Consider the following 24,371-nt stretch of genomic DNA (forward strand, 5'->3'; position numbering starts at 1 on the left):
AACCAAAGATGTCCCTCCCCGAACTGCGCAAGCTTGTGACCTATGACGAGGATACCGTCACCGACGGCGGCCGCGCCTGCACGCCCTCCCTGCGGATGATCGCCGTGGCCGCCGTGGTGACGAACCCCTGGCATGGCCGCGGCTTCGTCGAAGACCTCTCGCCCGAGATCAAGCGCATGGGTCCGGCTCTCGGCCAGCTCCTGACCGACCGCCTGATCCGCCTCGCAGGCTCGGGCGACGCGATCGAGGCCTACGGCAAGGCCGCCCTCTGCGGCACCGCCTGCGAGCTGGAGCATTGCTCGGCCCTGATCCACACGCTGCGCTTCGGCAATTTCTTCCGCGAGGCGGTGGGCGCCAAGACCTACCTCGGCTTCACCAACAGCCGCGGCCCTGCCAACGCGCAAATCCAGATCCCGCTGATGGACAAACACGACGCCGGTCGCAGGTCGCATTACCTGACCGTCCAGTTCTCGATCCCCGACGCGCCCAGCCACGACGAGCTGGTCATCGCCTTGGGCGCCTCGCTCGGTGGCCGCCCCCACCACCGCATCGGCGACCGTTACCAGGACCTGAAGGAAATGGGCGGGGAGGTGGACAACCCGGCGGGGGTGTGACCCCCCCGGGTGCCTGCCATGGGCAAGCCGGTCAAAGCGTTAACGCCACCCTAACGTCCACGCCCAACCTGTTGAAATCACTCACGCCGAAAATCTGTCCACCGTGGACGGGTCACGCGTTGAACAGGAAATGCAGCACGTCCCCGTCCTTGACTTCATAGGTCTTGCCCTCGACCCGGAACTTGCCCGCTTCCTTGGCCCCCGCCTCGCCCTTGCCGGCGATATAGTCGTCGTAACCCACGGTTTCCGCGCGGATGAACCCCTTTTCGAAGTCGCCGTGAATGACCCCCGCCGCCTGCGGCGCCAGCGTCCCCTTGGTGATCGTCCAGGCCCGCGCCTCTTTCGGCCCCACGGTGAAATAGGTCTGCAAGCCCAGCAGCGCGTAGCCCGCCTTGATCAGGCGATCCAGCCCCGCTTCCTGCAGGCCCATCTCTTCCAGGAACATCGCGGCCTCGTCCTCGGGAAGCTGCGCCAGCTCCTCCTCGATCCGGGCCGAGATCACCACCGACGCCGCCCCCTGCGCCGCCGCCATTTCGGCCACGCGGGCGGATTGGGAGTTCCCCGAGGCCGCCGAGGCCTCCTCGACATTGCAGACATAGAGGACCGGCTTCGCCGTCAGCAGCTGCAACATCCGCCACTGCTTGCGGTCATCTTCGGCGATGGTCAGCGTCCGCGCGGGCTTTCCCGCCTCCAGCGCCGCCAGGGCCGCGCGCAGCAGTCGGTCCTGATCCAGCGTCTCCTGATCGCCGCCGCGCAGCTTCTTGCCCAGCGCCGTCAGACGACGCTCTACCGATTCCAGATCAGCCAGCATCAGCTCGGTCTCGATCGTCTCGGCATCGGCAACCGGATCGATCCGGCCCTCGACATGGGTGATGTCGCCATCCTCAAAACAGCGCAGCACATGGGCGATGGCGTCACATTCGCGGATGTTGGCCAGGAACTGGTTGCCCAAGCCTTCGCCCTTCGACGCCCCGCGCACCAGCCCCGCGATGTCGACAAAGGTCATCCGCGTCGGGATGATCTGCTTCGAACCCGCGATGGCCGCCAGCTTTTCCAGCCGCGCGTCGGGGACCGAGACCTCGCCCACGTTCGGCTCGATGGTGCAGAACGGAAAGTTCGCCGCCTGCGCCGCTGCCGTGCGGGTCAGCGCGTTGAAGAGGGTGGACTTGCCCACGTTCGGCAGTCCGACAATGCCCATCCTGAAACCCATCGCGCCCTACTCCGTTAGCTCTTCGCGCCGCTTCTAGTGGGCGCGCGCCGGCTTATCAAGTTGCCCCGCACTGCTTCGTCCCGTGCTATCCTGCTCTCCATCCGAAAGGAGTCTCCAATGCCCATCCCCTATCTTCACTTCCAGGGCCACTGCGCCGAGGCGCTGGCCTTCTATGCCAAGGTCTTCGGCGCCGAGGACCTGCAGCTCATGCGCTATGCCGATGCGCCCGACATCGACGACACGATGCGCGACCCGACCCGCGTCGTCCACGGCCAGGTCAGCCTGCCCGACGGCCTTCTGATGGGTTCGGACTATCCCCCCGGGATGACGGGCGATCCGCAGGCGGGCGTGTCGATCATGCATGTCTCCGACACGGTGCCCGAGGCGCGGCGTCTTTTCACCGCGCTGGCCAAGGGCGGAGCGGTGATCCAGGACTTCGGCTCAACCTTCTTCTCGCGCGGGTTCGGGATGCTGAAGGACCGCTACGGAACGCACTGGATGATTTCCGTCGCCCCGGAGGAGCCGCTCGACAGCACGGCTGATGCCTGATCCTTGATCTTTCCCGCAGGACCGTGCGAAACCCGGTGCAATCTTTCAAGGGGCGCGGGACCAGATGACCAGAATCGACGACACCTTCGCGCGGCTCAAGGCCGAGGGGAAGAAGGCCTTTGTCGCCTATATCATGGGGGGCGACCCCGATCAGGCGACCAGCCTTGCCGTCATGCAGGGCCTGCCCGGCGCCGGGGTCGACGTGATCGAACTGGGGATGCCCTTCACCGACCCGATGGCCGACGGCCCGACAATCCAGGCCGCCGGGCAGCGCGCGCTCGAAGGCGGCATGACGATGGACAAGGTGCTGGCGATGGTGCGCACCTTCCGCGCCCAGGACAACGCGACTCCCATCGTTCTCATGGGCTACTACAACCCGATCTACTCGCGCGGGGTCGACCGTTTCCTCGCCGAGGCGACCGAGGCCGGGATCGACGGCCTGATCGTCGTGGACCTGCCACCCGAAGAAGACGACGAGCTGTGCATCCCGGCCCAGAAGGCAGGCCTGAACTTCATCCGCCTTGCAACGCCCACCACGGACGCCAAGCGCCTGCCAAAAGTGTTGCAGAACACGTCGGGCTTCGTCTACTACGTCTCGGTCACCGGGATCACCGGCGCCGCTGCGGCCGTGGCCACGGATGTGGCCCCCGAAGTCGCCCGGATCAAGCGGTCGACCGACCTGCCGATCATCGTGGGTTTCGGGATCAACACGCCCGACCAGGCGAAAGCCATCGCCAGCGTCGCGGACGGCTGCGTCGTCGGGTCGGCCATCGTCAAGGACATCGGCGCGGGAGTCCCGGTGTCCGATGTCCTGGCAAAGGTGAAGGCGTTGGCCGACGGCGCCCATTCCGCCTGACCGGCGGGGCCGGGGGCCAGATTTCTTCAGCAAGAAATCTGTCAATAATTCTATTCAGAATTCTTGGCGTTAGCCCTTGGGACGCCAACCGCGCCGATCCGGGGTTCAGGTCCAAGGCTGAATCGGCTCGATCCGCGTCACAGTGCCGGCCTCTCGTCCCGTGGGGTCGATAAAGGCCAGCCGTCCCACTTTGTACGCGATCTTCCAGAATCCCTCCGGCCCGCCCGTCCAGGCGACATGGTAGCCATCGGGCCGAGGTGTCCAGGCGCCGTTCATTGGTGGCTTGCCGGGTAAAACCATCTGCGCCAGACCATCCGCGCCGAAGCTCATCTTCGCCGCGGCGCCCTGCCCGATGTCGATGTGATGCGTGAAGCCTGGCAGGAGAACCTCCAGCACGGCGCTCTCAAGAACTCTCATCGCGAAATCCTTTCTTTGCCGGAAATGCCCCGGCGCTTGGCAATAGACCGCAAATAGTCTAGCAACTTGACTATTGGCCAGCGCGGCCAAAATTGTCAAGCAACTTGACCATATGGAGCCTCGAGGATGGTCCCTGACCATATTGGCTGGACTTTGTGGCGGGCCAACCTGGCCTGGCGCAAGGATTTCGTCGCGGCGATGGCGGCGGCCGGTCACGGCTGGTTCGCCCAGGCCCGCGGCAACCTTCTGGTCCACATCGGCCCGGACGGCATCCGGCAGGGGGACCTGGCCGAAAGGGCCGGGCTGACGAAACAGGCCGTGCAGCAGTTCGTCGACGAACTGGTAAAAGACGGCATCGTCATGCGCACCCCGGACGAGGCCGACGCCCGCGCCCGCAGAGTCCGCCTGACGCCCCGGGGTGAGGTCGCGATGCGCGACGCCGACCGGATCAAGCTGCAGATCGAGGCGCGCTGGCGCGAACATCTTGGGGATGACGCGTTTTCCAGCCTGGAAACCCTCCTGCGCCGCCTGATCGACCGGCCGCCCGGCTGAAACCGCCGTTCTTGTCGCAAGCCTGCCGTTGCCTTACGTTTGCGTCAGCGGACGGACGGAGGTGGCAATGTCGATCAGTCTCGGCCAGCACGTGACCCTTTCGGGCAACGTCACCACCCTGCAATGGATCAAACCGGGCTACGAGGCGGAAACCGAAGCTGCCCTGGGCTTTCACCGGGGTCGTCTTGCCCAGGGCTACTGGATTTTGGTGCTGAAACAGCTGCCCCGGCCCGACCAGTTCCGCTTTGACGGCACGACACTGAACTCGGGCGGTCGGCTGGGCCTGCCGGCTGCCACCCCAGCCGCCGATCTCCAACGACCAAAGGTGCATGATCATGTCCTGGCCTCGCGCGGTGCGGCTGGCTACGCCGACCTCCAGGCCCGCACCCTGCGCGACATCAAGCTGCTGGGCGAGCAGCGCATCGCCAAGGTCCTGCCAGGCACCGACCACAACCGCCACATGGCACCCTCCGCCCAATATCCGGCTGGCGGGGGCGGGCTGCAATGGTCGATCCTGCCGCCCGGCTTGCCCTTTCTGGCCGCGGCCGAGGTCCGCGCCAACGGCACCGTCGCGCTTCCCGGCCGGGTGCTTGATCTTGCCACTGGCGATTACGCCGCCCGCGCCACCTTGCGCCACTATCTGACGTCGGCCTGACACCGCGTTCCCGCTTGCGCTGGCGGCACCGATTGGTAAGTTCAGTTCACCAATATCCGAGGATGCCATGCCCGTCATCACCTGCATCGAGGATCTGAAGCGCCTCCATCAGAAGCGCACGCCGAAGATGTTCTGGGACTACTGCGAAAGCGGCAGCTATACCGAACAGACCTTCCGCGAGAATACCTCCGATTTCGCGCAGATCCGCTTCCGCCAGCGTGTCGCCCGTGATCTGACCGGCCGGGTTCTGGAAAGCACGATGGCCGGCCAGAAGGTCTCGATGCCGGTGGCGCTGGCTCCGGTCGGATCGACCGGCATGCAGCACCCGGATGGCGAGATTCACGCCGCCCGCGCCGCTGCCAAGGCCGGGGTGCCCTTCACCCTCTCCACCATGTCGATCTGTTCGATCGAGGATGTCGCGGCACATTCGCCAGACCCCTTCTGGTTCCAGATCTACGTGATGCGCGACGAGGACTTCGTCGACAGGGTGATCGAACGCGCCCGGGTCGCGAAATGCTCGGCACTGGTGCTGACGCTGGACCTGCAGATCCTTGGCCAGCGCCACAAGGACCTGAAGAACGGGCTGACCTCGCCACCCAAGCTTACGATCCCTAACCTGGTGAACATCGCCACGAAACCCCGCTGGGCCTTCAACATGCTGAAGACCCGGCGTCGCAGCTTTCGCAACGTCGTGGGGCATGTGAAGGGTGTGAAGGACCTGTCGAACCTGGCGGCCTGGGCGAACGAACAGTTTGACCCCAAGCTTGACTGGGGCAAGGTCGCCCGCATCCGCGACCAGTGGAAGGGCAAGTTCATCCTGAAGGGCGTCCTTGACGCCGAAGACGCGAAAATGGCCGCCGATGCCGGGGCCGACGCGGTGATCGTGTCGAATCACGGCGGACGGCAACTGGACGGGGCCTTGTCCTCGATCCGCGTGCTGCCGCAGGTCGTCCGCGCGATTGGCGATCAGACCGAGGTCTGGATGGATGGCGGCATCCGGTCCGGCCAGGACGTGCTGAAGGCGCTGTCGCTGGGCGCCAAGGGCACGATGATCGGCCGCGCCTACATTCACGGCCTGGGTGCGATGGGCGAAGCTGGGGTCACCAAGGCGCTGGACGTCATCCGCAAGGAAATGGACATCACGATGGCGCTCTGCGGTGAACGCGACGTGAAGAACATGGGGCGTCACAACCTTCTGGTTCCCGAAGATTTCGAGGGCCGCTGGGCCTGACGATCCGCTCGTCGTCGACTTCGTCGCTTCTCGCTGGGTGCGCCCTGCGAGAAGAAGTCGAAGACGCAGGGCGAGCCGCCGCTTGCTATTTGATCAAATTCCGGCATAAACGCAGCGACAGTTCCCGGGGCCCGCCATGTCCGCTGAAACCATTGCCGGAATCCGCACCGACTTCCTTGCTGCCTTCGCCGCACGCGAGGCAGCTATCTATGCCAAGGCGCGCCCCAAGGCGCTGAAGGCCCTCGCCACAGGTGCCAAGACCTTCCTCGGCGGCGTGCCGATGCACTGGATGGCCGACTGGCCGATGCCGCACCTTCCCCTGGTCGCAAAGGCCCACGGCGCCAGGATCGAGGATATCGACGAGATCAGGCTTGACGACTTCTGCCTCGGCGACACCGGGTCGATGTTCGGCCATTCACCCGCCCCCGTGGCGAAGGCCATCCGCCACCAGGCCCGCCGCGGCCTGACCTACATGCTGCCGACCGAGGCCGCGCTGGAGGCCGGGCGCCTTCTGACCGACCGCTTCGGCCCCTTCCGCTGGCAGATCGCCACCACCGCGACCGATGCCAACCGCTTCGCGCTGCGCGTCGCGCGGGCGATCACCGGCCGACCCAAGGTCCTCGTGTTCAACGGCTGCTACCACGGCACGGTGGACGACACCTTCGTCAGCCTGGAGAACGGCACGACCGTCAATTCCCCCGGTCTCCTCGGCCAGGTGAATGACCTGACCCAGACCGCCGTCGCCTGCGAATTCAACGACTTGGCCTCGGTCGAGGCCGCCCTGGCGCAAGGCGACGTGGCCGCCATCCTGACCGAGCCGGTGATGACCAACTCCTGCATGGTCCTTCCCGAGGCGGGCTTCCACGACGGGTTGCGCCAGCTGTCGATGAAATACGGTGCGCTGCTCATCATCGACGAGACGCACACCATCTCCTCCGGGCTTGGCGGCTATACCCGCGTCCATTCGCTGCGCCCCGACATCTTTGTCGTCGGCAAATGCGTCGCGGGCGGGATGCCCACCGCCGTCTGGGGCCTTACCGACGAGACCGCGAGGCGGTACGAGGAGGCGGATGCCAAACGCGAGCCCGGCCGCACCGGCATGGGCACGACCCTTTCCGCCAACCCGATGCAGTTCGCCTGCCTGGTCGCCACCCTGGGCCAGGTCATGACCCCGGAAAACTACGCCCATATGGAGAAGCTGGCCGAACGCCTCTCTCACGGGCTCGCCAAGTCCATCGACAAACACCGCGCCCCCTGGCACGTCGTCCGCGTCGGCGCGCGGGTCGAATTCATCTGCGCCCCCGGGCCGTTAAGGAACGGGACGGAAGCAGGCGCGGCCCACCAGCCTAGACTGGAAGCCGCGATCCACACCGGCCTCATCAACCGCGGCACGCTCATCGCGCCCTTCCACAACATGATGCTGATCAGCCCCGCGACCAGGAAGGCCCAGGTCGACCGCTTGATCGCCAGCTTCGACGCCATCCTCACCGAACTCTTCAAGGCCTGACCATGACCCAGAACACGCAGGAGGGCAGCCCCTCCGGCTCCACCCCAGCCGAAGCGGAAGCCTTTCTCGAAGCTCACCCCGAGATCGAGGCTTTTGACATTATCCTGCACGACGCCAATGGAATTGGCCGTGGAAAGATCATCCGGCGGCATGAGCTTTTGTCTTTTTACAACAATGGCCGCCATCTGCCGATCTCGATCCTTGGCCTCGACATCTGCGGCGAAGATGTCCACGAAACGGGTCTCATCTGGGACCAGGGCGACGGCGACCTGCGTGCCTGGCCGATCCCAGGCACGCTGAAGGCGCTGCACAACACCCAGCCGCCCCGGGGCGAGGTGTTCATGTCGATGTACATGCTCGACGGCGCGCCGATGACCAGCGACCCCAGGCACGCCTTGCAGCGGCAAGTGGACCTGCTGGCGCGGAACGGTCTGCACCCGGCAGGGGCCTTTGAACTGGAATTCTTCCTTCTCGACCCCGAACGCGGCCCCGATGGCAAGATGCAGCCCGCCCGCGACGTCCTGGACCGCCGGTCAAGCCGCAAGACCGAGGTTTATTCGGTGGACCACCTGCACGGGATGCTGCCGCTCTTCAGCGACATCTACGCGGGCGCCGAAAAGGCCGGGATCAAGGCCGAAACCCTGATCTCGGAATACGCCCCCGGCCAGTATGAACTAACCCTCCACTACCGCGAAAACGTGATGCAGGCCGCCGACGACCTGATGCGGCTGAAGCGCATCGTCCGCGCCCAGGCCCGCGCGCATGGCGTCGTCGCCTGCTTCATGGCCAAGCCGAACGAGAACTACGCCGGTTCGGGCATGCACTTCCACGTGTCGCTTCTCGACGACACGGGCCACAACGTCTTCATCGAAACGGATGAGGGCAAATGGAACCCGACGATCCTGCACGCGCTTGGCGGCCTAAAGCAGACGATGGGGGAATCGATGCTGGTCTTCGCGCCCCATGCGAACTCCTGGCGCCGCTTCGCCAACCAGTCCTACGCGCCGGTCTCGCCCTCCTGGGGCGTCAACAACCGCTCGGTCGCGCTGCGGATTCCGGCCGGTGACGTCAAGGCCCGCCGGATCGAGCATCGCCCGGCCGGGGTGGATGCGAACCCCTATCTGGTCGCCGCAACCGTGCTGGCCGCAGTCCGCAAGGGCATGACGGAAGCGATCGACCCCGGCCCCGAAACCACCGGAAATGGCTACGCCGACGAGGACATCTCCGCGATCCCGACCGACTGGAAATCCGCCATAGACGCGGCCAAGCGGTCCGACTTCCTGAAGGACGCGCTCGGCGAAGACATGCACCGCACCTTCACCGCGATCATGGCTGCCGAGTATGCGCGGGTGATGCGGACCGTCAGCGAAGTGGACTTTGACCTCTACCTGCACACCGTCTGACTGCCGGGCGCAAAAGTCTTCGAAGACTTTTGCAAAATCCTTCGAAGGATTTTGGTCATCGCGCCCAGCGGCAGGCCCCCGAACACACCGGCACACCGCGCGCAATCGCCGCTGCGATGATTCCCGGCACCCGCGCGTCCAGCCCCACTGGCGGCAGGACGCGCCCCGTGAACCCCGCCACCGCCAGCGCGGCAGGAATATCGTCGCTGACATGCCCGCCCCCAGCCGCGAAGAACGGGAGACACACCCCGCCGCGCCCGGTCAGGCTCGACAGTTGCGGCTCCTGGTCAATGAATCCCGCCGCGACATCGGCCCCCGTCTCCTCGGCAATCCGCCCGGCGACATGCTGCGCGATGTCGGACGGGGCGGACGCCTTGAACGACCCATGCGCCGCTAGGATCACCTGCCCGGCCCCCGCCTCACGCACCAGCGTCACGCAAAGATCATGCACGGCCGGATCGCAGCCGAAGGGCTCCAGCACGGTCCACCCCTGCGCCCCGACCTCGGCCAGCCGCTTCGGGATCTGGACCCGCGTGAACCAGCCCCCCGCCATGAACATCGGAAAGACGACACCGCCCGGCATCCCGTCCACCGAACGGGCCATCGCGCCCGCCTCGGCCAGCGTTGCGGCGCCGATGGACCAGCCCGGCAGCAGCGCCTCGACCCGCGCCGCCAGCGTCTCCAGCGCGGCACCGGCCGGGCGCGGGTCCGAGGGCTGGCCATGGGCCACGATCAGGGCATGCTTGGTCATGGGCGGATAGGTGACGCCGCGGGCCGGAAGGTCAAGCCCCCGGCATCCGCCCGGCGATATAGCGGGCGAAATCATAGTTCGGCCGCTCCAGATGGCTCAGCGCACCCGGTGCCGACATCCCGGCGCACAGCCCCTTCCACACCTTCTCGACGCAGCCCTTGTCCTCGACGTTCACATCGTCGAGCAGCGCCTTCACGCTTGCCAGATGCGCCGGGGCCTCGGGGTCGGCCATCCACTCGGCGCTCATGCCCCCGCCGAACAGCACCCGCACCGAACCCGGCCCGTCCGGCGTCAACGACAGGTACCAGAAATACCCCGGCGTCAGCGTGATCAAGAGCGCCGGATAGATCGCCAGCAGCCAGGTGATCCGCCGGTCATCGCCCTGCAAGACCGTGTTCGACGGATGCGCCAGAGCCAGGGGCACCAGGTCGTTCTTGATGATCCAGTGGTAGTTGAACGCCTCCTCGCCCTCGGGGCACTCCATCTTGTTCAGGTCCGAAGCCCCGCCGATGGTCCCGGCATGGCAGACCGGCAGGTGGTAGCTTTCCATGAAATTCTCGGCCAGGACCTTCCAGTTTGTGTCCCAGCGGAACTCTTCGCGGAAGACCTCACGGTAGTCCTTCATCGGCAGGTGGCCCACCAGCCTGTCCACCCCCGCCAGCCGCTCGGCCACCGGCACAGCATCGGGCGACAGGGTCACCATGATCCAGCCTTGCCAGTCCTCGACCCGGACGGTGGGCAGCTTCACGTCCTCCTTGCAGAAGGCCTCATTGCGCGCCATCGCCGGGGCACCCCGAAGCGAGCCGTCCAGGTTGTAGGTCCAGGCGTGATACGGGCAGACGATCGACCGCACATTCCCCCGGCCTTCCAACAGAGTGCTCATGCGGTGGCGGCAGACGTTGGACATGCCGCGCAATACGCCCTCGCGGTCGCGCAGGATGATCACCGGCTCGCCCGCGATGGTCATGGTCAGATAGTCGCCGGGGTTCGGCAGCGCATCCGCCCGGCCGGCACACAGCCATTCCTTCGCAAAGATATGCTCTTGCTCGGCCCTGGCGAAATCGGGCGAGGTGTAGACCGACTTCGGCATCGCCCGCGCCCGTTCGAACGGGACCGAGACATTGGCGCGCAGCTCTGCAATGGCAAGCGACGGATCGTGCTGGGTCATGGGGCACCTCCTCCTCCGATCCTGCGCCTGCCGCTGCTACGGTTCCAGCGAAAACGCGACACTCAGCCGGGGAAATGCGCCCTGATCGCCGCCGCAATGGCCTCGGCCAATGCCGGATTGGCCGGGGCGTCATAGTGGATGCCGTCGATGGGAGAGACAGCCACGACCTCCCCCGCATCCAGGAACGGCACCCCCACCCGCTTCGCCGCTGCCGCGATCTCGGCCGCCAGCGCAACCGACTTCGCCGCCCCGCCCGCAAACATACCGGCCAGGCAGCCCACCTCGACGATCGGCGGCGGAGCGACCAGCAGCACCTCGGGCGCCCCGTTCCCAGGCCCGCAGTCCGAGGCCAGGATCACCCGCACCAGCCGCTCCAGCGACAGGGCGATGTCGCAGGCGTTGACCGAAAAGCGTTCCTTAAGGTCATTGGTCCCCAGCATGACGACCACCACGTCCAGCGGCTTGTGGCTTTCCAGAAGCGCCGGCAGCACGGTCAGCCCGTTGCGATGCGCGCCTTCTACCGGGTCGTCATGCACCGTCGTCCGGCCCGGATGGCCCTCGGCGATCACCTCCCAGCCGGTCAGCAGTCTTGCCAGACGCCCGGCCCAGCGGTCCTCGCGGTCGAAGCGGCCGCCGAAGCCAAGATCCGGCATCGGCATCGTGCCATGCGTGTTGCTGTCGCCAAAAAGCAGAACGGTCCTGGTCATGCCTATCCTCCCCTGACCGGACCGCAACGGCCCGGTGTCCGCCGCAACCGTATACGCTGCCCGATCCGGCTTGAACGACAAATCCGCTCTGGTGCCCCACCGTGTCCCTGCTACAAGCTGATTGACGTACCTCATGCAGGGGCAGATACTTGGACCCGGAAACCTGGAGCCTACCTTGCGGCCAACTGTCAACGATATCGCCCGTGAGGCCGGTGTCAGTCTTGCCACGGTCGACCGTGTCCTGAACGCACGCCCCGGCGTGCGCGAAAAGACGGTCAAGGCGGTGAACGACGCGATCGCCCGGCTGGGATATGTCCGCGATCTGACAGCGGCAAACCTCGCACGGGGGCGGACCTACCGGGTTGCCGTCGTGCTGCCCGATACGGAAAGCCAGTTCATTCAATCCCTTGCCGAAGCCCTGACCGAAGCCGGCTCGCTGGCCGCCACCAGCCGCACAGAACTGCGCCTTCACCGCTTTCCGGCCGAGGACCCGCATGCCCTGGCGGCCCTGCTGGGCACCCTGCCCGGCCGCGATTACCTGGGCGTCGCGCTGATGGCCCCCGAAACCCCGATCCTCCGCGATGCCGTCCGCCAGTTGCGCGCGAACGGGATTCCCGTGGTCGCCCTGGTCTCGGACCTGCCGAACGCGGGGCGCGACCATTTCATCGGCATCGACAACCGCGCAGCCGGTCGGACAGCGGGCGTGATCATGGGCCGGTTCCTTGGCGGGGGGCCGGGTCAGGTCCTTGTCCTTGGCCAATCGCTTCTGGCCCGTGACATGATCGAACGTCGTCGCGGCTTTGACGAGGTGATGCAGCGCGATTTTCCGGGGCTGGAGGCGCTGCAGTCGCTGGAAACCCACGGCTCGCCCGCCACCCTGCGTCAGGTCGTGCGCGAGATGCTGGCCAACGCGCCCGATGTCCGCGGCATCTACGCCATGGGCGGCGGAAACCGGACCTTGACTCAAGTCCTTGACGAAATGGGGCTTTCCGGCAAACTGACGGTGATCTGCCACGAACTCACGCCGCATGTCCGCGCGGCGCTGATCGCGGGTCGGATCACCGCCGTGATCACCCAGAACCTTGGCCACCTTGCCCGGTCCACCCTGCGCGTGTTGCGGGCCAAGGCCGACCACCAGCCGCTCGACGAAAGCCAGGAACAGATTCGAATCGAGATCGTCCTGCGTGAAAACCTGCCCGAGCCGCCCGTCTCCCAGCCGCCGACCGAGGTCGATCAAGTCGCCTGAGCCGTCCTCAAATCGCTTTGATCCGGGCGCTTGCGCCGATCTGAGGTACGCACCTCAAAAATGCTTTACAGGCCCGCCCGCATCTGCCTATGGTCCCTGCAATCCAAAGAAGGCCCGGCATCCGCACGGGTCCGAACTCAACACCGGGAGGACTACATGAAACGGACGATTCTGGCCGCCTCTGCGGCTATTTCCCTGGCCTGGGCCGCTCAGGCCAATGCGCAGGCCAACGAGCTCACGCTGTGCTGGGCCGCCTGGGATCCGGCGAACGCGCTGGTCGAACTGTCGAAGGACTTCGAGGCGCAGACCGGCACCAAGATGAAATTCGAGTTCGTGCCCTGGCCGAACTTTGCCGACCGCATCCTGAACGAACTGAACTCGGGCGGGCAGCTTTGCGACCTTTTGATCGGCGACAGCCAGTGGATCGGCGGCGCGGCGGAGAACAACTGGTATGTCAGACTGAACGACTTCTTCGACGCCGAAGGCATCAGCATGGACGACTTCGCCCCGGCGACGGTCTATGCCTATTCGACCTGGCCCAAGGGCGAGCCGAACTATTACGCCCTGCCCGCGATGGGCGACGCGAACGGCTGGTTCTACCGCAAGGACTGGTTCGCCCGCGACGACATCCGCGCCGCCTTCCAGGAAACGACCGGCCGCGAACTGGGCGAGCCGAAGACCCAGAAGGAGCTTCTTGAAATCGCCCAGTTCTTCCAGGGGCGCGAGATCGACGGCAAGACGGTTTACGGCGCCTCGATCTTCACCGAACGCGGGTCCGAAGGCATCACCATGGGCGCCACCGGCGCGCTTTACGCCTGGGGTTTCAAGTATGAGAACACCCCCGGCAGCTATGACATGGAAGGCGCGGTGAACTCGCCCGAGGCGGTCGAAGCCCTTGAATTCTACAAGGAGCTTTACAAGACCGGCACGCCTCCGGGCTATGACAACGCCTACATGGAACAGTCGCTCGATGCCTTCAAGTCGGGCCAGGTCGCCATGGCGATGAACTGGTTCGCCTTCTTCCCCGGCCTCTATGCCGATCCGAACACCGGCGGCGACAAGATCGACTTCTTCGTCAACCCCGCCCAGAACGTCGCGGCCTCGACCCTTGGCGGCCAGGGCATCAGCGTTGTGGCGAACACCGACAATATGGACGGCGCGCTGGCCTACATCAAATGGTTCGCCCAGCCCGAGGTGCAGAAGAAGTGGTGGGCCGCCGGCGGCTATTCCTGCCACAAGGCCGTGCTCGAGGACCCGAACTTCGTGAACACCGCGCCCTTCGCCGGTGACTTCCTCGAAGCGATGGGCGGCGTCCAGGACTTCTGGCAGGAACCGGCCTATGCCCAGCTTCTGCTGGCCATGCAGGAACGGCTGCACAACTATGTCGTGGCCGACAAGGGCTCCGCACAAGAGGCCCTGGACGGCCTGATCGCCGACTGGACCGAAGTCTTCCAGGACGAAGGCAAGCTCTAGGCCCCGCTTTCCCCCGCCCCCTGCGGGCGGGGGAGACCATCAGAAGCAACCCTGCCCCCTTGGGTACGGGTCCGGGGACACATCCCCTGGGATCACGCAATGCCACACCCCCCAATTCCCGGCCCCATCGAAGCCGCCGCCCGGGCCACGCCCGCGCCTCTCGCCCGCAAGGTCCGGGGCCTCAGCGACCGGGCCATCGCCTGGATCTTCGTCGCCCCCACGATCTTCCTGCTGCTCGCGATCAACATCTTCCCGCTTATCTGGACGGTGCGGCTTTCCTTCACCAACTACGCCGCCAACCGCCCCAACCGCGAGGTGGAATGGGTCGGCCTGCGCAACTACACCCGCATCCTGACCGACGAAGGCACCTGGGCCACGATGCAGACCACGGCGCATTTCCTGATCTGGACCATCGTGCTGCAGGTGGTGATCGGCTTCACCCTCGCCTGGCTCATCAACCGCAAGTTCAAGGGCAACGACCTGCTGACCACGCTGATCGTGCTGCCGATGATGCTGTCGCCCGCCGTGGTCGGCAATTTCTGGACCTTCCTCTACCAGCCGCAGATCGGCCTGGTAAACTACATGGTCGAGCTCTTGACCGGCACGCCCGCGTCCTCCTTCTCGATGCTCGGCCCCGGCGGCCTTGCCCCCTGGTCGATCATCATCGTCGACACCTGGATGTGGACACCGTTCGTGATGCTGATCTGCCTTGCCGGCCTGCGATCCATCCCCGACTACATCTATGAGGCGGCCGAGGTCGACCGCGCTTCGAAATGGCGTCAGTTCTGGACCATCACCGTGCCGATGGTGTTGCCTTTTCTCATGTTGGCAGTCCTGTTTCGCGGGATCGAGAACTTCAAGATGTTCGATATGGTCAATTTGCTGACCGGGGGCGGCCCGGGTAATGAGACGCTCCTGACCTCCATCGACCTCAAGCGCGAAGCCTTTGAGAAATGGCGGACCGGCTATTCCAGCGCCTATGCCATCATCCTGTTCGTGACCGTCTTCGGCCTCGCCTCGATCTACGTCAAGGCGCTCAACAAGGTGAAAGAAAGATGAGCGCCTATTCCGTCACCGAACCCTCGCGGGCCTCGAAATGGGTCGCCGGCGCCCTGGTCGCGCTTTACACCCTCGTCACGCTCCTGCCGCTGGTCTGGATCATCTCCACCAGCTTCAAGTCCGGCCCCGACAGCATCTCCTACCCGCCGAAGGTGATCTTCGAACCGGCGCTCGAGGGCTATGTCAACCTCTTCACCACCCGCACTCGCATCGCGGCGGATGACTTCGCGGCCCTGCCCCCGCCCGAGACATGGTATGACCAGATCGTCCGCGATCAGGGCATGGTCATCGCCGGGCAAAGCCGGTTCGGCGAACGCTTCATGAATTCGGTCATCATCGGCTTCGGCTCGACCTTCCTCAGTATCTTCCTCGGCACGCTGGCCGCCTATGCCTTCTCGCGCTTCAAGGTGCCGCTGAAGGACGACCTTCTGTTCTTCATCCTCTCCACCCGGATGATGCCCCCCATCGCCGTCGCGATCCCGATTTACCTGATGTACCGCGAGCTTGGCCTGTCCGACACGCATCTCGGCATGATCCTGCTTTATACTGCCGTGAACATCTCCCTCGCTGTCTGGCTTCTGAAGGGCTTCATCGACGAGATCCCGCGCGAATACGAAGAGGCCGCCCTCATCGACGGCTACACCCGCTTTCAGGCCTTCCGCAAAGTGGTGCTGCCGCAGGCCGCGACCGGCATCGCCTCGACCGCGATCTTCTGCCTGATCTTCGCCTGGAACGAATACGCCTTTGCGGTGCTGCTCACCTCGGGCAACGCCCAGACCGCCCCGCCTTTCATCCCCACGATCATCGGCGTCGGCGGCCAGGACTGGCCCGCCGTGGCCGCAGGGGCGACCCTGTTCCTTCTCCCGGTGATGATCTTCACCATCCTTCTGCGCAAACACCTCTTGCGCGGGATCACCTTCGGAGCCGTCCGCAAATGACCAAAGGCTACCCGTCCCACGTCGGCGCCTTCTTGAAACTGATCGGCCAGAGCATCCCGATCATGCAGGCTCCCATCGGCTCTGCCGCGACGACCGCACTTGCCGGGGCCGTGTCTCGGGCAGGAGCCTTGGGCGGATTCGCTTTGACATGGGCAAATCCAGAGGAGGCCGCATCCGCCGTAACGGCTCTGCGCGCGGCAACTGACGGGCGCAGCTTCTTTTGTAATTTCGTGCTGCATTTCCCGTGCGAGGGCTTCGATGCAGCACTGGAAGCTGGCCTCCCGATCATCACCCTCTCTTGGGGCATCGACGCCGGAAAAGTGGCAAGCGCACATCGGGCAGGCGCGCTGGTCGGAATTCAGGTCGCCAGCGCATTGGGCGCCCGCAAGGCACTTGATGCAGGGGCGGATTTCCTGATCGCACAGGGCAACGAGGCTGGCGGCCATGTGCAAAGCACGACACCGTTACAGGATCTGTTGCCCGCTGTTCTTGCCGAGGCCCATCGCGTCCCGGTGATCGTCGCGGGCGGCATCGCAACCGCCGACAGCGTCGCCCGCGCCATCGCCGCAGGCGCTGCCGGGGCCGCATTGGGCACCCGCTTTGTCGCCACTGTCGAAGCCGCAGCCCATGACGTGTACCAATCAGCGCTGGTCGGAGCCTCGGCCAAGGATACCGTCTTCACCAACTGCTTCGACGTCGGCTGGCCCTTCGCCATGCACCGCGTCCTGCGCAACGACACGCTGACCGAATGGGAAGCGTCCGGTTGCCCGCAGGCCCCGAACCGTCCGGGCGAAGGCGATGTGATCTTCCGGCGCGGCGACGAAACCTTCCCCCGCTACAGTGACACCCCGCCAATGCCCGGCGCAGTCGGATCGGTGCAATCGGCCTGCCTTTATGCGGGCACCGGAGTAGGTGACATCAAAGCCGTCGAACATGCCGCCGAGCTCGTCTCAAGGCTTGAAACCGAACTGACCGCAGCCCTTGCAAATACCGGAGGTCACCCATGACCGCCTTCCTCAACGGCCTCCTCCGCCTGCGCCGCGGCCCGTGGGAGAACCTGGCCACCATCCTGATCGCCCTCGGCGTCGTGATGCTGATGCAGCCCTTCTTCCTCTGGGCCTATACCTGGTCCTTCCTTGTGACCCTTGTCGGCACGGTGATGTTCATCGTCACCAGCCATTTCCCCGAGTAAGCCTGATGCTGGAAAAGCTGTCCCCCATCCTGCCCGCCCGCGACATCGCCGAGACGCAGACCTTCTGGCAGCGTTTGGGCTTCCACACCGTCTACACTGACGCCGACTACCTGTTGATGAAGCGCGAAGGGGCCGAGGTGCATTTCTTCCACCATCCAGACCTCGACCCGTTCAAATGCGACCACGGGGCCTATCTGCGCCCCGCTGACATCAACGCACTCGACGCCGAATGGGCCGCCCTTGGCCTTCCCGCCACCGGTATCCCGCGGCTTGAGCGCGCCACCGACAAACCCTGGGGCATGCGCGAACTGGCGCTTCTCGACCCGGGCGGCAACCTCATCCGCGCCGGGCAGGAGATTCCCCTTGGCTGAAATCGTCATCAAGAACCTCCGCAAGGAATTCGGCGCGTTTACCGCCGTGCAGGGGTCCAGCTTCACCATCCGGGACGGTGAGTTCTTCATGCTGCTTGGCCCCTCCGGCTGCGGCAAGACCACGACCTTGCGCATGATTGCGGGCCTGGAACTGCCCACCTCGGGCGAGATCCTGATCGACGGCGAGGATGTCTCGATGCGCCCCGCCTCGCAGCGCGACATTGCCATGGTCTTCCAGATGTTCGCGCTTTACCCGCACATGAACGTGCGCAAGAACATCGCCTATCCCCTTGTTTCGCAAGGTGTCCCCAAGGCTCAGGTCGCGCAGAAGGTGGCCGAGGTCGCCAGGATCCTCCGCATCGACCACATGCTCGACAGCCCGGTCGGCGGGTTGTCGGGCGGCGACCGTCAGCGCGTCGCCCTTGGCCGCGCGATTGTGCGGAACCCCAAGGCCTTCATGATGGACGAACCCCTTGGTGCCCTCGACGCCGAATTCCGCGAGATCATGGCCGAGGAACTCCGCGCCCTGCACGACCGGATGCACGCCACCACCGTCTACGTCACCCACGACCAGTTGGAGGCGATGCAGATGGGCGACAAGATCGTGGTGATGAACCACGGCGTCGTCGAGCAGTTCGGCACCCCGCAGGACATCTACGACCACCCCGCGACCCTGTTCGTCGCCGACTTCATCGGCAGCCCGGCGATGAACTTCCTCCGCTTCGAGGGCACCGCCGCCGCGGGGGCCGAGACGGTCACCCTCGGCGGCATCCCCATCCCCCTCCCCCAGTTGCAGGAACCTGCCTCTGGCCAGCTTGTCCTTGGCGTCCGCCCCGAGCATGTCGCGCTGTCCGACAGCGCCCCGCTGCGCGGGCGGATCGAGGCCGTCGAATACCTTGGCACTACCCAGATCGTCACGCTCTCGACCCCCCACGGCCAGGTGAAGGCGCGCACGCCCTCGACGGCCCCGGCCAAGACCGGCGACCTCGCCGGCCTGGCCCTGAACGCCCGCCGCCTGTCGCTCTTCGACGCCACCACCGGGCGTGCGCTGCGTACCGCCGCCAACGCCGGGGTCCATCATGGCTGAGGTCACACTGACGAACCTGTCCAAGTCCTACGGCCCCACCCAGGCCCTCAAGGACGTCTCCCTCACCATCCCGACCGGCGCTTTCGTCGTCCTCCTCGGACCCACCGGCGCAGGCAAGACCACCACGCTGCGCCTGATCGCCGGTCTGGACCGCCCCGACACGGGCGACGTCCGCATCGACGGCGCATCGGTCGTGAACGACACCCCCGCCCAGCGCGACGTGGCGATGGTCTTCCAGCAATACTCGCTTTACCCCCACCTCACCGTCCGCGAGAACCTCGCCTTCCCCCTCCGCTCCCCCATGATCGCGATGCCCGAACCCGACATCGCCAAGCGCGTGGCCGAGGTGGCCGAGGTCCTCCGCATCCCCCACAAGCTTGACAACAAGGCCACCGCCCTTTCGGGCGGCGAGATGCAGCGCGTCTCCATCGGCCGCGCGCTTGTCAGGAACCCCCGCATCTACCTGATGGACGAACCGCTCAGCAGCCTCGACGCCAAGCTCCGCGCCGACCTGCGGATCGAGTTGAAGCGCATCCACGCCGACATGGGCGCAACCTTCCTCTACGTCACCCACGACCAGATCGAGGCGATGACCATGGCCACCCATGTCGGCGTCCTTGACCATGGTCGCCTCGTCCAGTTCGGCACCCCGCGCGAGATCTATGAGGCCCCCGTCTCGACCTATGTCGCTTCCCGCCTCGGCCAGCCGCACATCAACCTTCTGCCCGCCGACGCCTTCGGCCCAGCGCCCCCGAATGCCGCCCAGATCGGCCTCCGCCCCGAACATATCCACGTTGGCGAGGGCAGCCCCGCGACCATCACCCGCGTCGAACACCTGGGCGACCAGACCCGCCTCCACCTCTCCCTCGGCCCACACAGCCTCATCACCCTGACCGAGCCGCACACCGCCCTGAAACCCGGACAGACCCTCAACATCCGCCCGCACAACCCCCTCTGGTTCGACACAGCCGGAAACCGCATCTGAAAGGCCAACCCCATGAAACAGTTCATGAACGCGCGCGACAGCCTTGTCACCGAAGCGATCGACGGCCTGCTCAGAACCAGCGCAGGCAAACTGGCCCGCCTCGACGGCTATCCCCACATCCGCGTCGTCGTCCGCACCGACTGGGACCGCTCCAAGGTCGCGCTTGTGTCAGGCGGCGGCTCCGGCCACGAACCCTCCCACGCCGGTTTCGTCGGCCAGGGCATGCTGACGGCAGCCGTCTGCGGCGATGTCTTCGCCTCGCCCTCCGTGGACGCCGTCCTTGCAGGCATCCTCGCCGTCACCGGCAAGTCCGGCTGCCTCCTCATCGTCAAGAACTACACCGGCGACCGCCTCAACTTCGGCCTCGCCGCCGAGCGCGCCCGCGCCTTCGGCCTCAAGGTCAGCATGGTCATCGTCGACGACGACATAGCACTCCCCGACCTGCCGCAAGCCCGCGGCGTCGCCGGAACCCTCTTCGTCCACAAGATCGCCGGAGCGATGGCCGAATCCGGTGCCGACCTCGACACGATCACCGCCGCCGCCCACAGCGTTATCAAAGGCGCAATCTCCATCGGCATGTCCTTGGACACCTGCACTGTCCCCGGCTCCCCCAAGGAAGACCGCATCGCGTCAGGCAAAGCCGAACTCGGCCTCGGCATCCACGGCGAGGCCGGGATCGAACAGGTCGACTTCACCGGCGCCCGCTCTGCCATGCAGATGGTGGCCGAGAAACTCCTGCCCCACACCGGCAACGGCGACCACGTCGCCCTCCTCAACAACCTCGGCTCCACCACCCCCCTCGAAATGAGCATCCTCGCCGAAGAACTCGCCCGCTCCCCCCTCGGGCAAAAGGTCAAATGGATGATCGGCCCCGCCCCCCTGATGACCTCGCTCGACATGCACGGCTTCTCGGTCTCGCTCCTGCCCGTCGACCACGCTCAGGTGACCAGCCTCGCCGCCCCCGTCGCCCCCCACGCCTGGCCCGGCCTCTCCCCGTTCGGAGCCGTGGCGGTCCGCCCCCTCCCCGACGGCCTCGCTCCGATCCAGCCCGTCCCCAGCGCCCACCCCGCCCGCCGCGCCCTGATTGACCGCTGCTGCAAGGCCCTCATCGCCATCGAATCCGACCTGAACCTCCTCGACGCCAAGTCCGGCGACGGCGACACCGGCAGCACCCTCGCCGGTGCCGCCCGCGCCCTCCTGAGCGCCCTGGACCGCCTCCCCCTCGCCGACCCCACCCAGCTTTACCGCGCCATCGGTATGGAGTTGTCGCAGACCATGGGCGGCTCCTCGGGAGTCCTCCTCGCCATCTTCTTCGCCGCCGCCGGCGACGCGAGCGCCTCCGGCAAAACCTGGATCGGAGCCCTCACCGCAGGCCTCGACCGCGTGATGCAGGTAGGCGGAGCCGCCCCCGGCCACCGCACCATGATCGACGCCCTCGCCCCAGCGCTGGCCGCCCTGCCGCAGGGAGTTGCGCAGGCCGCCAAAGCCGCCCGCGAAGGCGCCAACGCCACGGCACAGATGACCCGCGCCAAGGCAGGACGGGCGAGCTACCTCGCCGCCGACAAGCTCAAGGGGCATAACGATCCGGGCGCGGAAGGCGTGGCGCGGTTGTTTGAGGATCTTGCCAACGGCTGACTCGGCCCGCACCCTCATCCCGCGAAAGCATGTCACTAGGGGAGTTTGAACCCCTCCCAAGTGTCCAGAATGCCTTGCTTCACCGCCGGCAACATCTCGACTGACGTTTCAGCCAGAACCACATGGAACACCCCCGGCGGCGCAATAAACTCCAGAACGCACAGCCGTTCTTTGCTAAGGCAACGGAACTCTTGCTGAATTTGGCCCAAGTGGTCAAAGTCGCGAATGCTGAGTCCATAGGCGCCTTCTGTACGCAGCCTTTGACCTATCGTCATTTTGGGGGTCGGCTGCCCAATTGACTCTCGCCGCCAGCGTTCGACCGAAGCGGCACCGATCATAACATGGTCCCGTCCTCCTGGCCTTCGTTGGGTCAGACCGAAGTCCAAAGCGATGAAATCCTCATCTCCATGACCTGCGTTGAACTCCCGCGGGATAAGATAGGCGGTACCGCCCATCACGAAGTAGAAACCAGATCCATCGTTCCGCAGTGCATCAAGGAAACCCAAGCGAGGAAGGCAATGCTGCATTCCGATTGCGCCGGGGTTGAACTGGGACTCGGAATAGGACCAGTGGTATCCCTCCAAACCATTTGGCCCCTCCACAAAAAGTACCAGGTGCTGCCGCAGCCAATTCCCACGGGCGAAGAAGGGGGTCAGATCCCACCATCCCTGAACCGGCCGATGAGCACCGGGAACAGCCAGGCAATAGGGTCTATCTCCGGCGATGCGCAAAGCGTCAGAACGGATAAGTTGCGGGCAGCCTAACGCCGCCAAAGCCCCCACAAGAACGACTCCTGCGGTCAGAGCTGCAAATGCAGTCAGGGTCTTTCTCTTGTTCATCGAATCTGCTCATTCACCTGTTCACAAATATCCCACGGGGGTCCGGGGGTGTGAAACCCCCGGCCGCCAGCCGCGAAGCCCCAACTGAACCGCCCTCTACGCAATATCCTCATGCAAACAAAGGATATTCCCCTCGGGATCATTGAACCACGCCGCCTTCTCTGACCCCAGCACGCAGACGTGCCCCACCGTCTTGAACCCCGGCAGGTCATAATCGGCAAAGACCACGCCCCGGCCTTCCAGTTCGGCAATCGAGGACAGGATGTCATCCACCCGGAAACTCAGCGCGGTGTGTTCGGCCTTGGTCCCCTCGGGCTTCGGGAACAGCGCGATTTCGGTGCCACCGCAGTGGTAGACCACCTTTCCGTCAGGCCGCTCCTCGCCCGACGGCAGTGCCAGCGCTCGCTCATAGAAATCGCGCGCGCGGGCAAGATCACGAACCGGAAGCATCACCGTCACCTGTTGGGCATTGAGTTGCATGGCACACTCCCTCCCTTGGATCGGACAGGATCAGTCTACGCCTCCATCCGATTCTGCGCCAGCGGGCCGACGGCGTCGCAAGCCATCACCACCGCCAGCCCCGAGCGTCCCCACTCCCCTCGGGGGTGAGGGCCGGGGTGAGGGGAAACCAACGGTTAACACCCGGTAAACGCCCACGCCCATCCCACTGATTCCAAATAGAAATCAGAAAATGTCCACCGTGGACACTACCCCTCCCGCACCGCGACGTTCTGGTCGATCAGATACCTCTGCGACAAGGGAATCGCCGCGGCCCCCAGCGCCCGCGCGTCCGCCCCCACCGTCCCCTCCCGGATGACCGGAGGCTCGATCCCCGCCAGGTCCAGTCCCAGAAGCGCCCCCCGGGTCCGCCGCACCAGTTCGGCCCGCACCGCCAAGGGCATCCACCCGTCGATCAGCACCGCCTCGATTTCCAGCAAGGCCGCCGCCGCCAGCGTCGCATGGGCCAGCGCCCCCGCCGCCTGATCCAGCCAGCGGTCCAGCACGGCCGAAGACACCTCCCACCTGTCATGCTGCGACCAGAGGTGGTCCGACCCTTCCCCCGCCGCCTCCATCGCCTCGGCCAGCACCGACATCGAGGCAAGGTCGATCAGCCGCCGCGTCCCGCCGCCCGGCCCGGAACTGGGGGCAGGCACCTGGATCGACCCTACCGCCGCCGCGTTGCCGGTCCGGCCAAGGTAAAGCTGGCCGTTCATCACCAGCCCGCCGCCGATGAAGGTCCCGAAGTAGAAGTAGAGGAAATCCTTCGGCCGCTCCCCCGTCCCGAAGATCAGTTCCGCCCCGCAGGCCGAGGTCGCGTCGTTCTGGACATAGACCGGCAGGCCCGTGACGGCCCCGAGTTCAGCCCCCAGATCCCGCGACCGCCAGGCGTCCATCTCGGACTGCGGGACCCCCAGGACCGACACCCAGTTCCACAGCTGGAACGGCATCGCCACGCCCATCCCCATGATCCGGCCCCGCAGCGCCACGGGCAATTCCCCCGCCAGGGCCGGGGCCGCCTCCCGAACGAACCCCACCACCGCGTCCGGCGTCGGATAGCGATAGACCCGCCGCCGCGCCGCCCGCAGCCGACCGCGAAAGTCGGTCAGCACCAGGTCCGCCGACCGCCGCCCGACCTTCAGCCCCAGGAAGAACGCCCCCTCGGCCGCCAGCGACATCGGGATCGACGGTTGCCCCACCCGCCCCCGCACCGGCTGGCCGCGTTCCAGCAGCCCGTCCTGCTCCAACCCCCGCATGATCACGCTGACGGTCTGCGCCGACAGTCCCGTCATGCGCGCGATGTCGGACTTGGCCAGCGCCCCATGACGCCGCACCAGCGACAGGACCAACCGCTCGTTGTGGTCGCGCATGCCAGACTGGTTCGTGCCCCGCACGACCTCCAGCGCATTGGTCGAGGCGTCCTGCATC

At 65.8% G+C, this 24,371-nt stretch carries 26 protein-coding genes and 1 pseudogene; 18 read left to right on the plus strand and 9 right to left on the minus strand.

Annotated elements, in window-relative coordinates:
• The first annotated feature begins 8 nt into the window (after positions 1-8).
• A complete protein-coding gene (locus tag Q8M85_RS09270) occupies positions 9-614 on the plus strand; it encodes an amino acid synthesis family protein (protein WP_305543348.1) in 606 nt (201 codons plus the stop codon).
• Between the two features lie 112 nt (positions 615-726).
• Here Q8M85_RS09270 and ychF read toward each other — a convergent pair whose 3' ends face one another.
• On the minus strand, positions 727-1,824 hold the full coding sequence (gene ychF / locus Q8M85_RS09275) for a redox-regulated ATPase YchF (protein WP_305543350.1): 1,098 nt from the start codon (positions 1,822-1,824) through the stop codon (positions 727-729).
• Positions 1,825-1,941: 117 nt separating this feature from the next.
• Here ychF and Q8M85_RS09280 point away from each other — a divergent pair, with 117 nt between their 5' ends.
• Both Q8M85_RS09280 and trpA read left to right on the plus strand, forming a co-directional pair.
• Positions 1,942-2,373: a VOC family protein gene (locus Q8M85_RS09280; RefSeq protein ID WP_305543352.1), complete on the plus strand. Its 432-nt coding sequence runs from the start codon at positions 1,942-1,944 to the stop codon at positions 2,371-2,373.
• A 64-nt stretch (positions 2,374-2,437) separates the two neighbouring features.
• Positions 2,438-3,229 (plus strand): tryptophan synthase subunit alpha, encoded by a 792-nt coding sequence (gene trpA / locus Q8M85_RS09285; RefSeq protein WP_305543354.1) that lies wholly within the window; start codon positions 2,438-2,440, stop codon positions 3,227-3,229.
• A 105-nt stretch (positions 3,230-3,334) separates the two neighbouring features.
• Here the strand turns inward: trpA and Q8M85_RS09290 are convergent, their stop codons facing one another.
• Positions 3,335-3,646, minus strand: a complete 312-nt coding sequence (locus Q8M85_RS09290) for a hypothetical protein (protein WP_305543356.1) — start codon at positions 3,644-3,646, stop codon at positions 3,335-3,337.
• 126 nt (positions 3,647-3,772) lie between these two features.
• Here Q8M85_RS09290 and Q8M85_RS09295 point away from each other — a divergent pair, with 126 nt between their 5' ends.
• The 5 genes from Q8M85_RS09295 to Q8M85_RS09315 all read left to right on the plus strand — a co-directional run bounded on the left by Q8M85_RS09295 (position 3,773) and on the right by Q8M85_RS09315 (position 8,994).
• On the plus strand, positions 3,773-4,198 hold the full coding sequence (locus tag Q8M85_RS09295) for a MarR family winged helix-turn-helix transcriptional regulator (protein WP_305543358.1): 426 nt from the start codon (positions 3,773-3,775) through the stop codon (positions 4,196-4,198).
• A 67-nt stretch (positions 4,199-4,265) separates the two neighbouring features.
• The gene (locus tag Q8M85_RS09300) at positions 4,266-4,853 is read left to right on the plus strand and encodes a hypothetical protein (RefSeq protein ID WP_305543361.1); all 588 of its coding nucleotides are present in this window, start codon (positions 4,266-4,268) and stop codon (positions 4,851-4,853) included.
• A gap of 67 nt (positions 4,854-4,920) precedes the next feature.
• Positions 4,921-6,084: an alpha-hydroxy acid oxidase gene (locus Q8M85_RS09305; protein WP_305543364.1), complete on the plus strand. Its 1,164-nt coding sequence runs from the start codon at positions 4,921-4,923 to the stop codon at positions 6,082-6,084.
• Positions 6,085-6,220: 136 nt separating this feature from the next.
• Positions 6,221-7,591, plus strand: coding sequence for an aspartate aminotransferase family protein (locus Q8M85_RS09310; RefSeq protein WP_305543366.1), 1,371 nt, complete (start codon positions 6,221-6,223; stop codon positions 7,589-7,591).
• 2 nt (positions 7,592-7,593) lie between these two features.
• On the plus strand, positions 7,594-8,994 hold the full coding sequence (locus Q8M85_RS09315) for a glutamine synthetase family protein (RefSeq protein ID WP_305543369.1): 1,401 nt from the start codon (positions 7,594-7,596) through the stop codon (positions 8,992-8,994).
• A gap of 55 nt (positions 8,995-9,049) precedes the next feature.
• Here Q8M85_RS09315 and Q8M85_RS09320 read toward each other — a convergent pair whose 3' ends face one another.
• From Q8M85_RS09320 to Q8M85_RS09330, 3 genes are all read right to left on the minus strand, one after another.
• Complete coding sequence (locus tag Q8M85_RS09320) at positions 9,050-9,745, minus strand: sirohydrochlorin chelatase (RefSeq protein ID WP_305543372.1); 696 nt, start codon at positions 9,743-9,745, stop codon at positions 9,050-9,052.
• A 31-nt stretch (positions 9,746-9,776) separates the two neighbouring features.
• Positions 9,777-10,913 carry an aromatic ring-hydroxylating dioxygenase subunit alpha gene (locus tag Q8M85_RS09325; protein ID WP_305543375.1) on the minus strand — a complete coding sequence of 379 codons (1,137 nt, stop codon included), beginning with the start codon at positions 10,911-10,913 and terminating at the stop codon, positions 9,777-9,779.
• A gap of 62 nt (positions 10,914-10,975) precedes the next feature.
• Positions 10,976-11,620 carry an SGNH/GDSL hydrolase family protein gene (locus tag Q8M85_RS09330; protein ID WP_305543377.1) on the minus strand — a complete coding sequence of 215 codons (645 nt, stop codon included), beginning with the start codon at positions 11,618-11,620 and terminating at the stop codon, positions 10,976-10,978.
• 175 nt (positions 11,621-11,795) lie between these two features.
• Between Q8M85_RS09330 and Q8M85_RS09335 the strand changes: the two genes are divergently transcribed.
• The 10 genes from Q8M85_RS09335 to Q8M85_RS09380 all read left to right on the plus strand — a co-directional run bounded on the left by Q8M85_RS09335 (position 11,796) and on the right by Q8M85_RS09380 (position 21,606).
• On the plus strand, positions 11,796-12,866 hold the full coding sequence (locus Q8M85_RS09335; RefSeq protein WP_305543380.1) for a LacI family DNA-binding transcriptional regulator: 1,071 nt from the start codon (positions 11,796-11,798) through the stop codon (positions 12,864-12,866).
• Between the two features lie 156 nt (positions 12,867-13,022).
• Entirely contained in the window at positions 13,023-14,339 is a 1,317-nt protein-coding gene (locus Q8M85_RS09340; RefSeq protein WP_305543383.1) for an ABC transporter substrate-binding protein, read from the plus strand.
• Between the two features lie 99 nt (positions 14,340-14,438).
• Entirely contained in the window at positions 14,439-15,398 is a 960-nt protein-coding gene (locus tag Q8M85_RS09345) for a carbohydrate ABC transporter permease (RefSeq protein ID WP_305543386.1), read from the plus strand.
• Positions 15,395-16,336 (plus strand): carbohydrate ABC transporter permease, encoded by a 942-nt coding sequence (locus tag Q8M85_RS09350; RefSeq protein WP_305543389.1) that lies wholly within the window; start codon positions 15,395-15,397, stop codon positions 16,334-16,336. The genes Q8M85_RS09345 and Q8M85_RS09350 overlap by 4 nt, the downstream gene beginning before the upstream one ends.
• Positions 16,333-17,343: a nitronate monooxygenase family protein gene (locus tag Q8M85_RS09355; protein ID WP_305543391.1), complete on the plus strand. Its 1,011-nt coding sequence runs from the start codon at positions 16,333-16,335 to the stop codon at positions 17,341-17,343. Before Q8M85_RS09350 ends, Q8M85_RS09355 begins: the two co-directional genes overlap by 4 nt.
• Positions 17,340-17,528 (plus strand): hypothetical protein, encoded by a 189-nt coding sequence (locus Q8M85_RS09360; protein ID WP_305543393.1) that lies wholly within the window; start codon positions 17,340-17,342, stop codon positions 17,526-17,528. Before Q8M85_RS09355 ends, Q8M85_RS09360 begins: the two co-directional genes overlap by 4 nt.
• A gap of 5 nt (positions 17,529-17,533) precedes the next feature.
• Positions 17,534-17,899 carry a VOC family protein gene (locus Q8M85_RS09365; RefSeq protein WP_305543396.1) on the plus strand — a complete coding sequence of 122 codons (366 nt, stop codon included), beginning with the start codon at positions 17,534-17,536 and terminating at the stop codon, positions 17,897-17,899.
• Positions 17,892-18,986, plus strand: a complete 1,095-nt coding sequence (locus Q8M85_RS09370; RefSeq protein ID WP_305543398.1) for an ABC transporter ATP-binding protein — start codon at positions 17,892-17,894, stop codon at positions 18,984-18,986. Before Q8M85_RS09365 ends, Q8M85_RS09370 begins: the two co-directional genes overlap by 8 nt.
• Positions 18,979-19,971, plus strand: coding sequence for an ABC transporter ATP-binding protein (locus Q8M85_RS09375; RefSeq protein ID WP_305543401.1), 993 nt, complete (start codon positions 18,979-18,981; stop codon positions 19,969-19,971). Before Q8M85_RS09370 ends, Q8M85_RS09375 begins: the two co-directional genes overlap by 8 nt.
• A gap of 12 nt (positions 19,972-19,983) precedes the next feature.
• A complete protein-coding gene (locus tag Q8M85_RS09380) occupies positions 19,984-21,606 on the plus strand; it encodes a dihydroxyacetone kinase subunit DhaK (RefSeq protein ID WP_305543404.1) in 1,623 nt (540 codons plus the stop codon).
• A gap of 35 nt (positions 21,607-21,641) precedes the next feature.
• On the opposite strand, the gene Q8M85_RS09385 is transcribed toward Q8M85_RS09380, so the two are convergent.
• From Q8M85_RS09385 to Q8M85_RS23365, 4 genes and pseudogenes are all read right to left on the minus strand, one after another.
• Positions 21,642-22,445 (minus strand): hypothetical protein, encoded by an 804-nt coding sequence (locus Q8M85_RS09385; RefSeq protein WP_305543407.1) that lies wholly within the window; start codon positions 22,443-22,445, stop codon positions 21,642-21,644.
• A 96-nt stretch (positions 22,446-22,541) separates the two neighbouring features.
• On the minus strand, positions 22,542-22,925 hold the full coding sequence (locus Q8M85_RS09390) for a VOC family protein (protein WP_305543410.1): 384 nt from the start codon (positions 22,923-22,925) through the stop codon (positions 22,542-22,544).
• Positions 22,926-23,152: 227 nt separating this feature from the next.
• Positions 23,153-24,121, minus strand: a complete 969-nt coding sequence (locus tag Q8M85_RS09395; RefSeq protein WP_371135227.1) for an ROK family protein — start codon at positions 24,119-24,121, stop codon at positions 23,153-23,155.
• A gap of 45 nt (positions 24,122-24,166) precedes the next feature.
• Positions 24,167-24,361, minus strand: a pseudogene (locus Q8M85_RS23365) (helix-turn-helix transcriptional regulator); the annotation flags it as partial.
• Between the last annotated feature and the right edge of the window lie 10 nt (positions 24,362-24,371).

This window comes from Tabrizicola sp. (genome assembly GCF_030694085.1).
Classification (GTDB): Bacteria; Pseudomonadota; Alphaproteobacteria; order Rhodobacterales; family Rhodobacteraceae; genus Tabrizicola.

Coding starts and splice junctions, on each gene's coding strand:
- Q8M85_RS09280 (WP_305543352.1), top strand. CDS start 1,942: ATGCCCATCCCCTATCTTCACTTCCAGGGCCACTGCGCCGAGGCGCTG.
- Q8M85_RS09295 (WP_305543358.1), top strand. CDS start 3,773: ATGGTCCCTGACCATATTGGCTGGACTTTGTGGCGGGCCAACCTGGCC.
- Q8M85_RS09380 (WP_305543404.1), top strand. CDS start 19,984: ATGAAACAGTTCATGAACGCGCGCGACAGCCTTGTCACCGAAGCGATC.
- Q8M85_RS09305 (WP_305543364.1), top strand. CDS start 4,921: ATGCCCGTCATCACCTGCATCGAGGATCTGAAGCGCCTCCATCAGAAG.
- trpA (WP_305543354.1), top strand. CDS start 2,438: ATGACCAGAATCGACGACACCTTCGCGCGGCTCAAGGCCGAGGGGAAG.
- Q8M85_RS09290 (WP_305543356.1), bottom strand. CDS start 3,646: ATGAGAGTTCTTGAGAGCGCCGTGCTGGAGGTTCTCCTGCCAGGCTTC.
- Q8M85_RS09300 (WP_305543361.1), top strand. CDS start 4,266: ATGTCGATCAGTCTCGGCCAGCACGTGACCCTTTCGGGCAACGTCACC.
- Q8M85_RS09270 (WP_305543348.1), top strand. CDS start 9: ATGTCCCTCCCCGAACTGCGCAAGCTTGTGACCTATGACGAGGATACC.
- Q8M85_RS09385 (WP_305543407.1), bottom strand. CDS start 22,445: ATGAACAAGAGAAAGACCCTGACTGCATTTGCAGCTCTGACCGCAGGA.
- Q8M85_RS09325 (WP_305543375.1), bottom strand. CDS start 10,913: ATGACCCAGCACGATCCGTCGCTTGCCATTGCAGAGCTGCGCGCCAAT.
- Q8M85_RS09365 (WP_305543396.1), top strand. CDS start 17,534: ATGCTGGAAAAGCTGTCCCCCATCCTGCCCGCCCGCGACATCGCCGAG.
- Q8M85_RS09355 (WP_305543391.1), top strand. CDS start 16,333: ATGACCAAAGGCTACCCGTCCCACGTCGGCGCCTTCTTGAAACTGATC.
- Q8M85_RS09395 (WP_371135227.1), bottom strand. CDS start 24,121: ATGTCGCTGGCGGCCGAGGGGGCGTTCTTCCTGGGGCTGAAGGTCGGG.
- Q8M85_RS09320 (WP_305543372.1), bottom strand. CDS start 9,745: ATGACCAAGCATGCCCTGATCGTGGCCCATGGCCAGCCCTCGGACCCG.
- Q8M85_RS09345 (WP_305543386.1), top strand. CDS start 14,439: ATGCCACACCCCCCAATTCCCGGCCCCATCGAAGCCGCCGCCCGGGCC.
- Q8M85_RS09375 (WP_305543401.1), top strand. CDS start 18,979: ATGGCTGAGGTCACACTGACGAACCTGTCCAAGTCCTACGGCCCCACC.
- Q8M85_RS09340 (WP_305543383.1), top strand. CDS start 13,023: ATGAAACGGACGATTCTGGCCGCCTCTGCGGCTATTTCCCTGGCCTGG.
- Q8M85_RS09315 (WP_305543369.1), top strand. CDS start 7,594: ATGACCCAGAACACGCAGGAGGGCAGCCCCTCCGGCTCCACCCCAGCC.
- Q8M85_RS09330 (WP_305543377.1), bottom strand. CDS start 11,620: ATGACCAGGACCGTTCTGCTTTTTGGCGACAGCAACACGCATGGCACG.
- ychF (WP_305543350.1), bottom strand. CDS start 1,824: ATGGGTTTCAGGATGGGCATTGTCGGACTGCCGAACGTGGGCAAGTCC.
- Q8M85_RS09350 (WP_305543389.1), top strand. CDS start 15,395: ATGAGCGCCTATTCCGTCACCGAACCCTCGCGGGCCTCGAAATGGGTC.
- Q8M85_RS09390 (WP_305543410.1), bottom strand. CDS start 22,925: ATGCAACTCAATGCCCAACAGGTGACGGTGATGCTTCCGGTTCGTGAT.
- Q8M85_RS09360 (WP_305543393.1), top strand. CDS start 17,340: ATGACCGCCTTCCTCAACGGCCTCCTCCGCCTGCGCCGCGGCCCGTGG.
- Q8M85_RS09310 (WP_305543366.1), top strand. CDS start 6,221: ATGTCCGCTGAAACCATTGCCGGAATCCGCACCGACTTCCTTGCTGCC.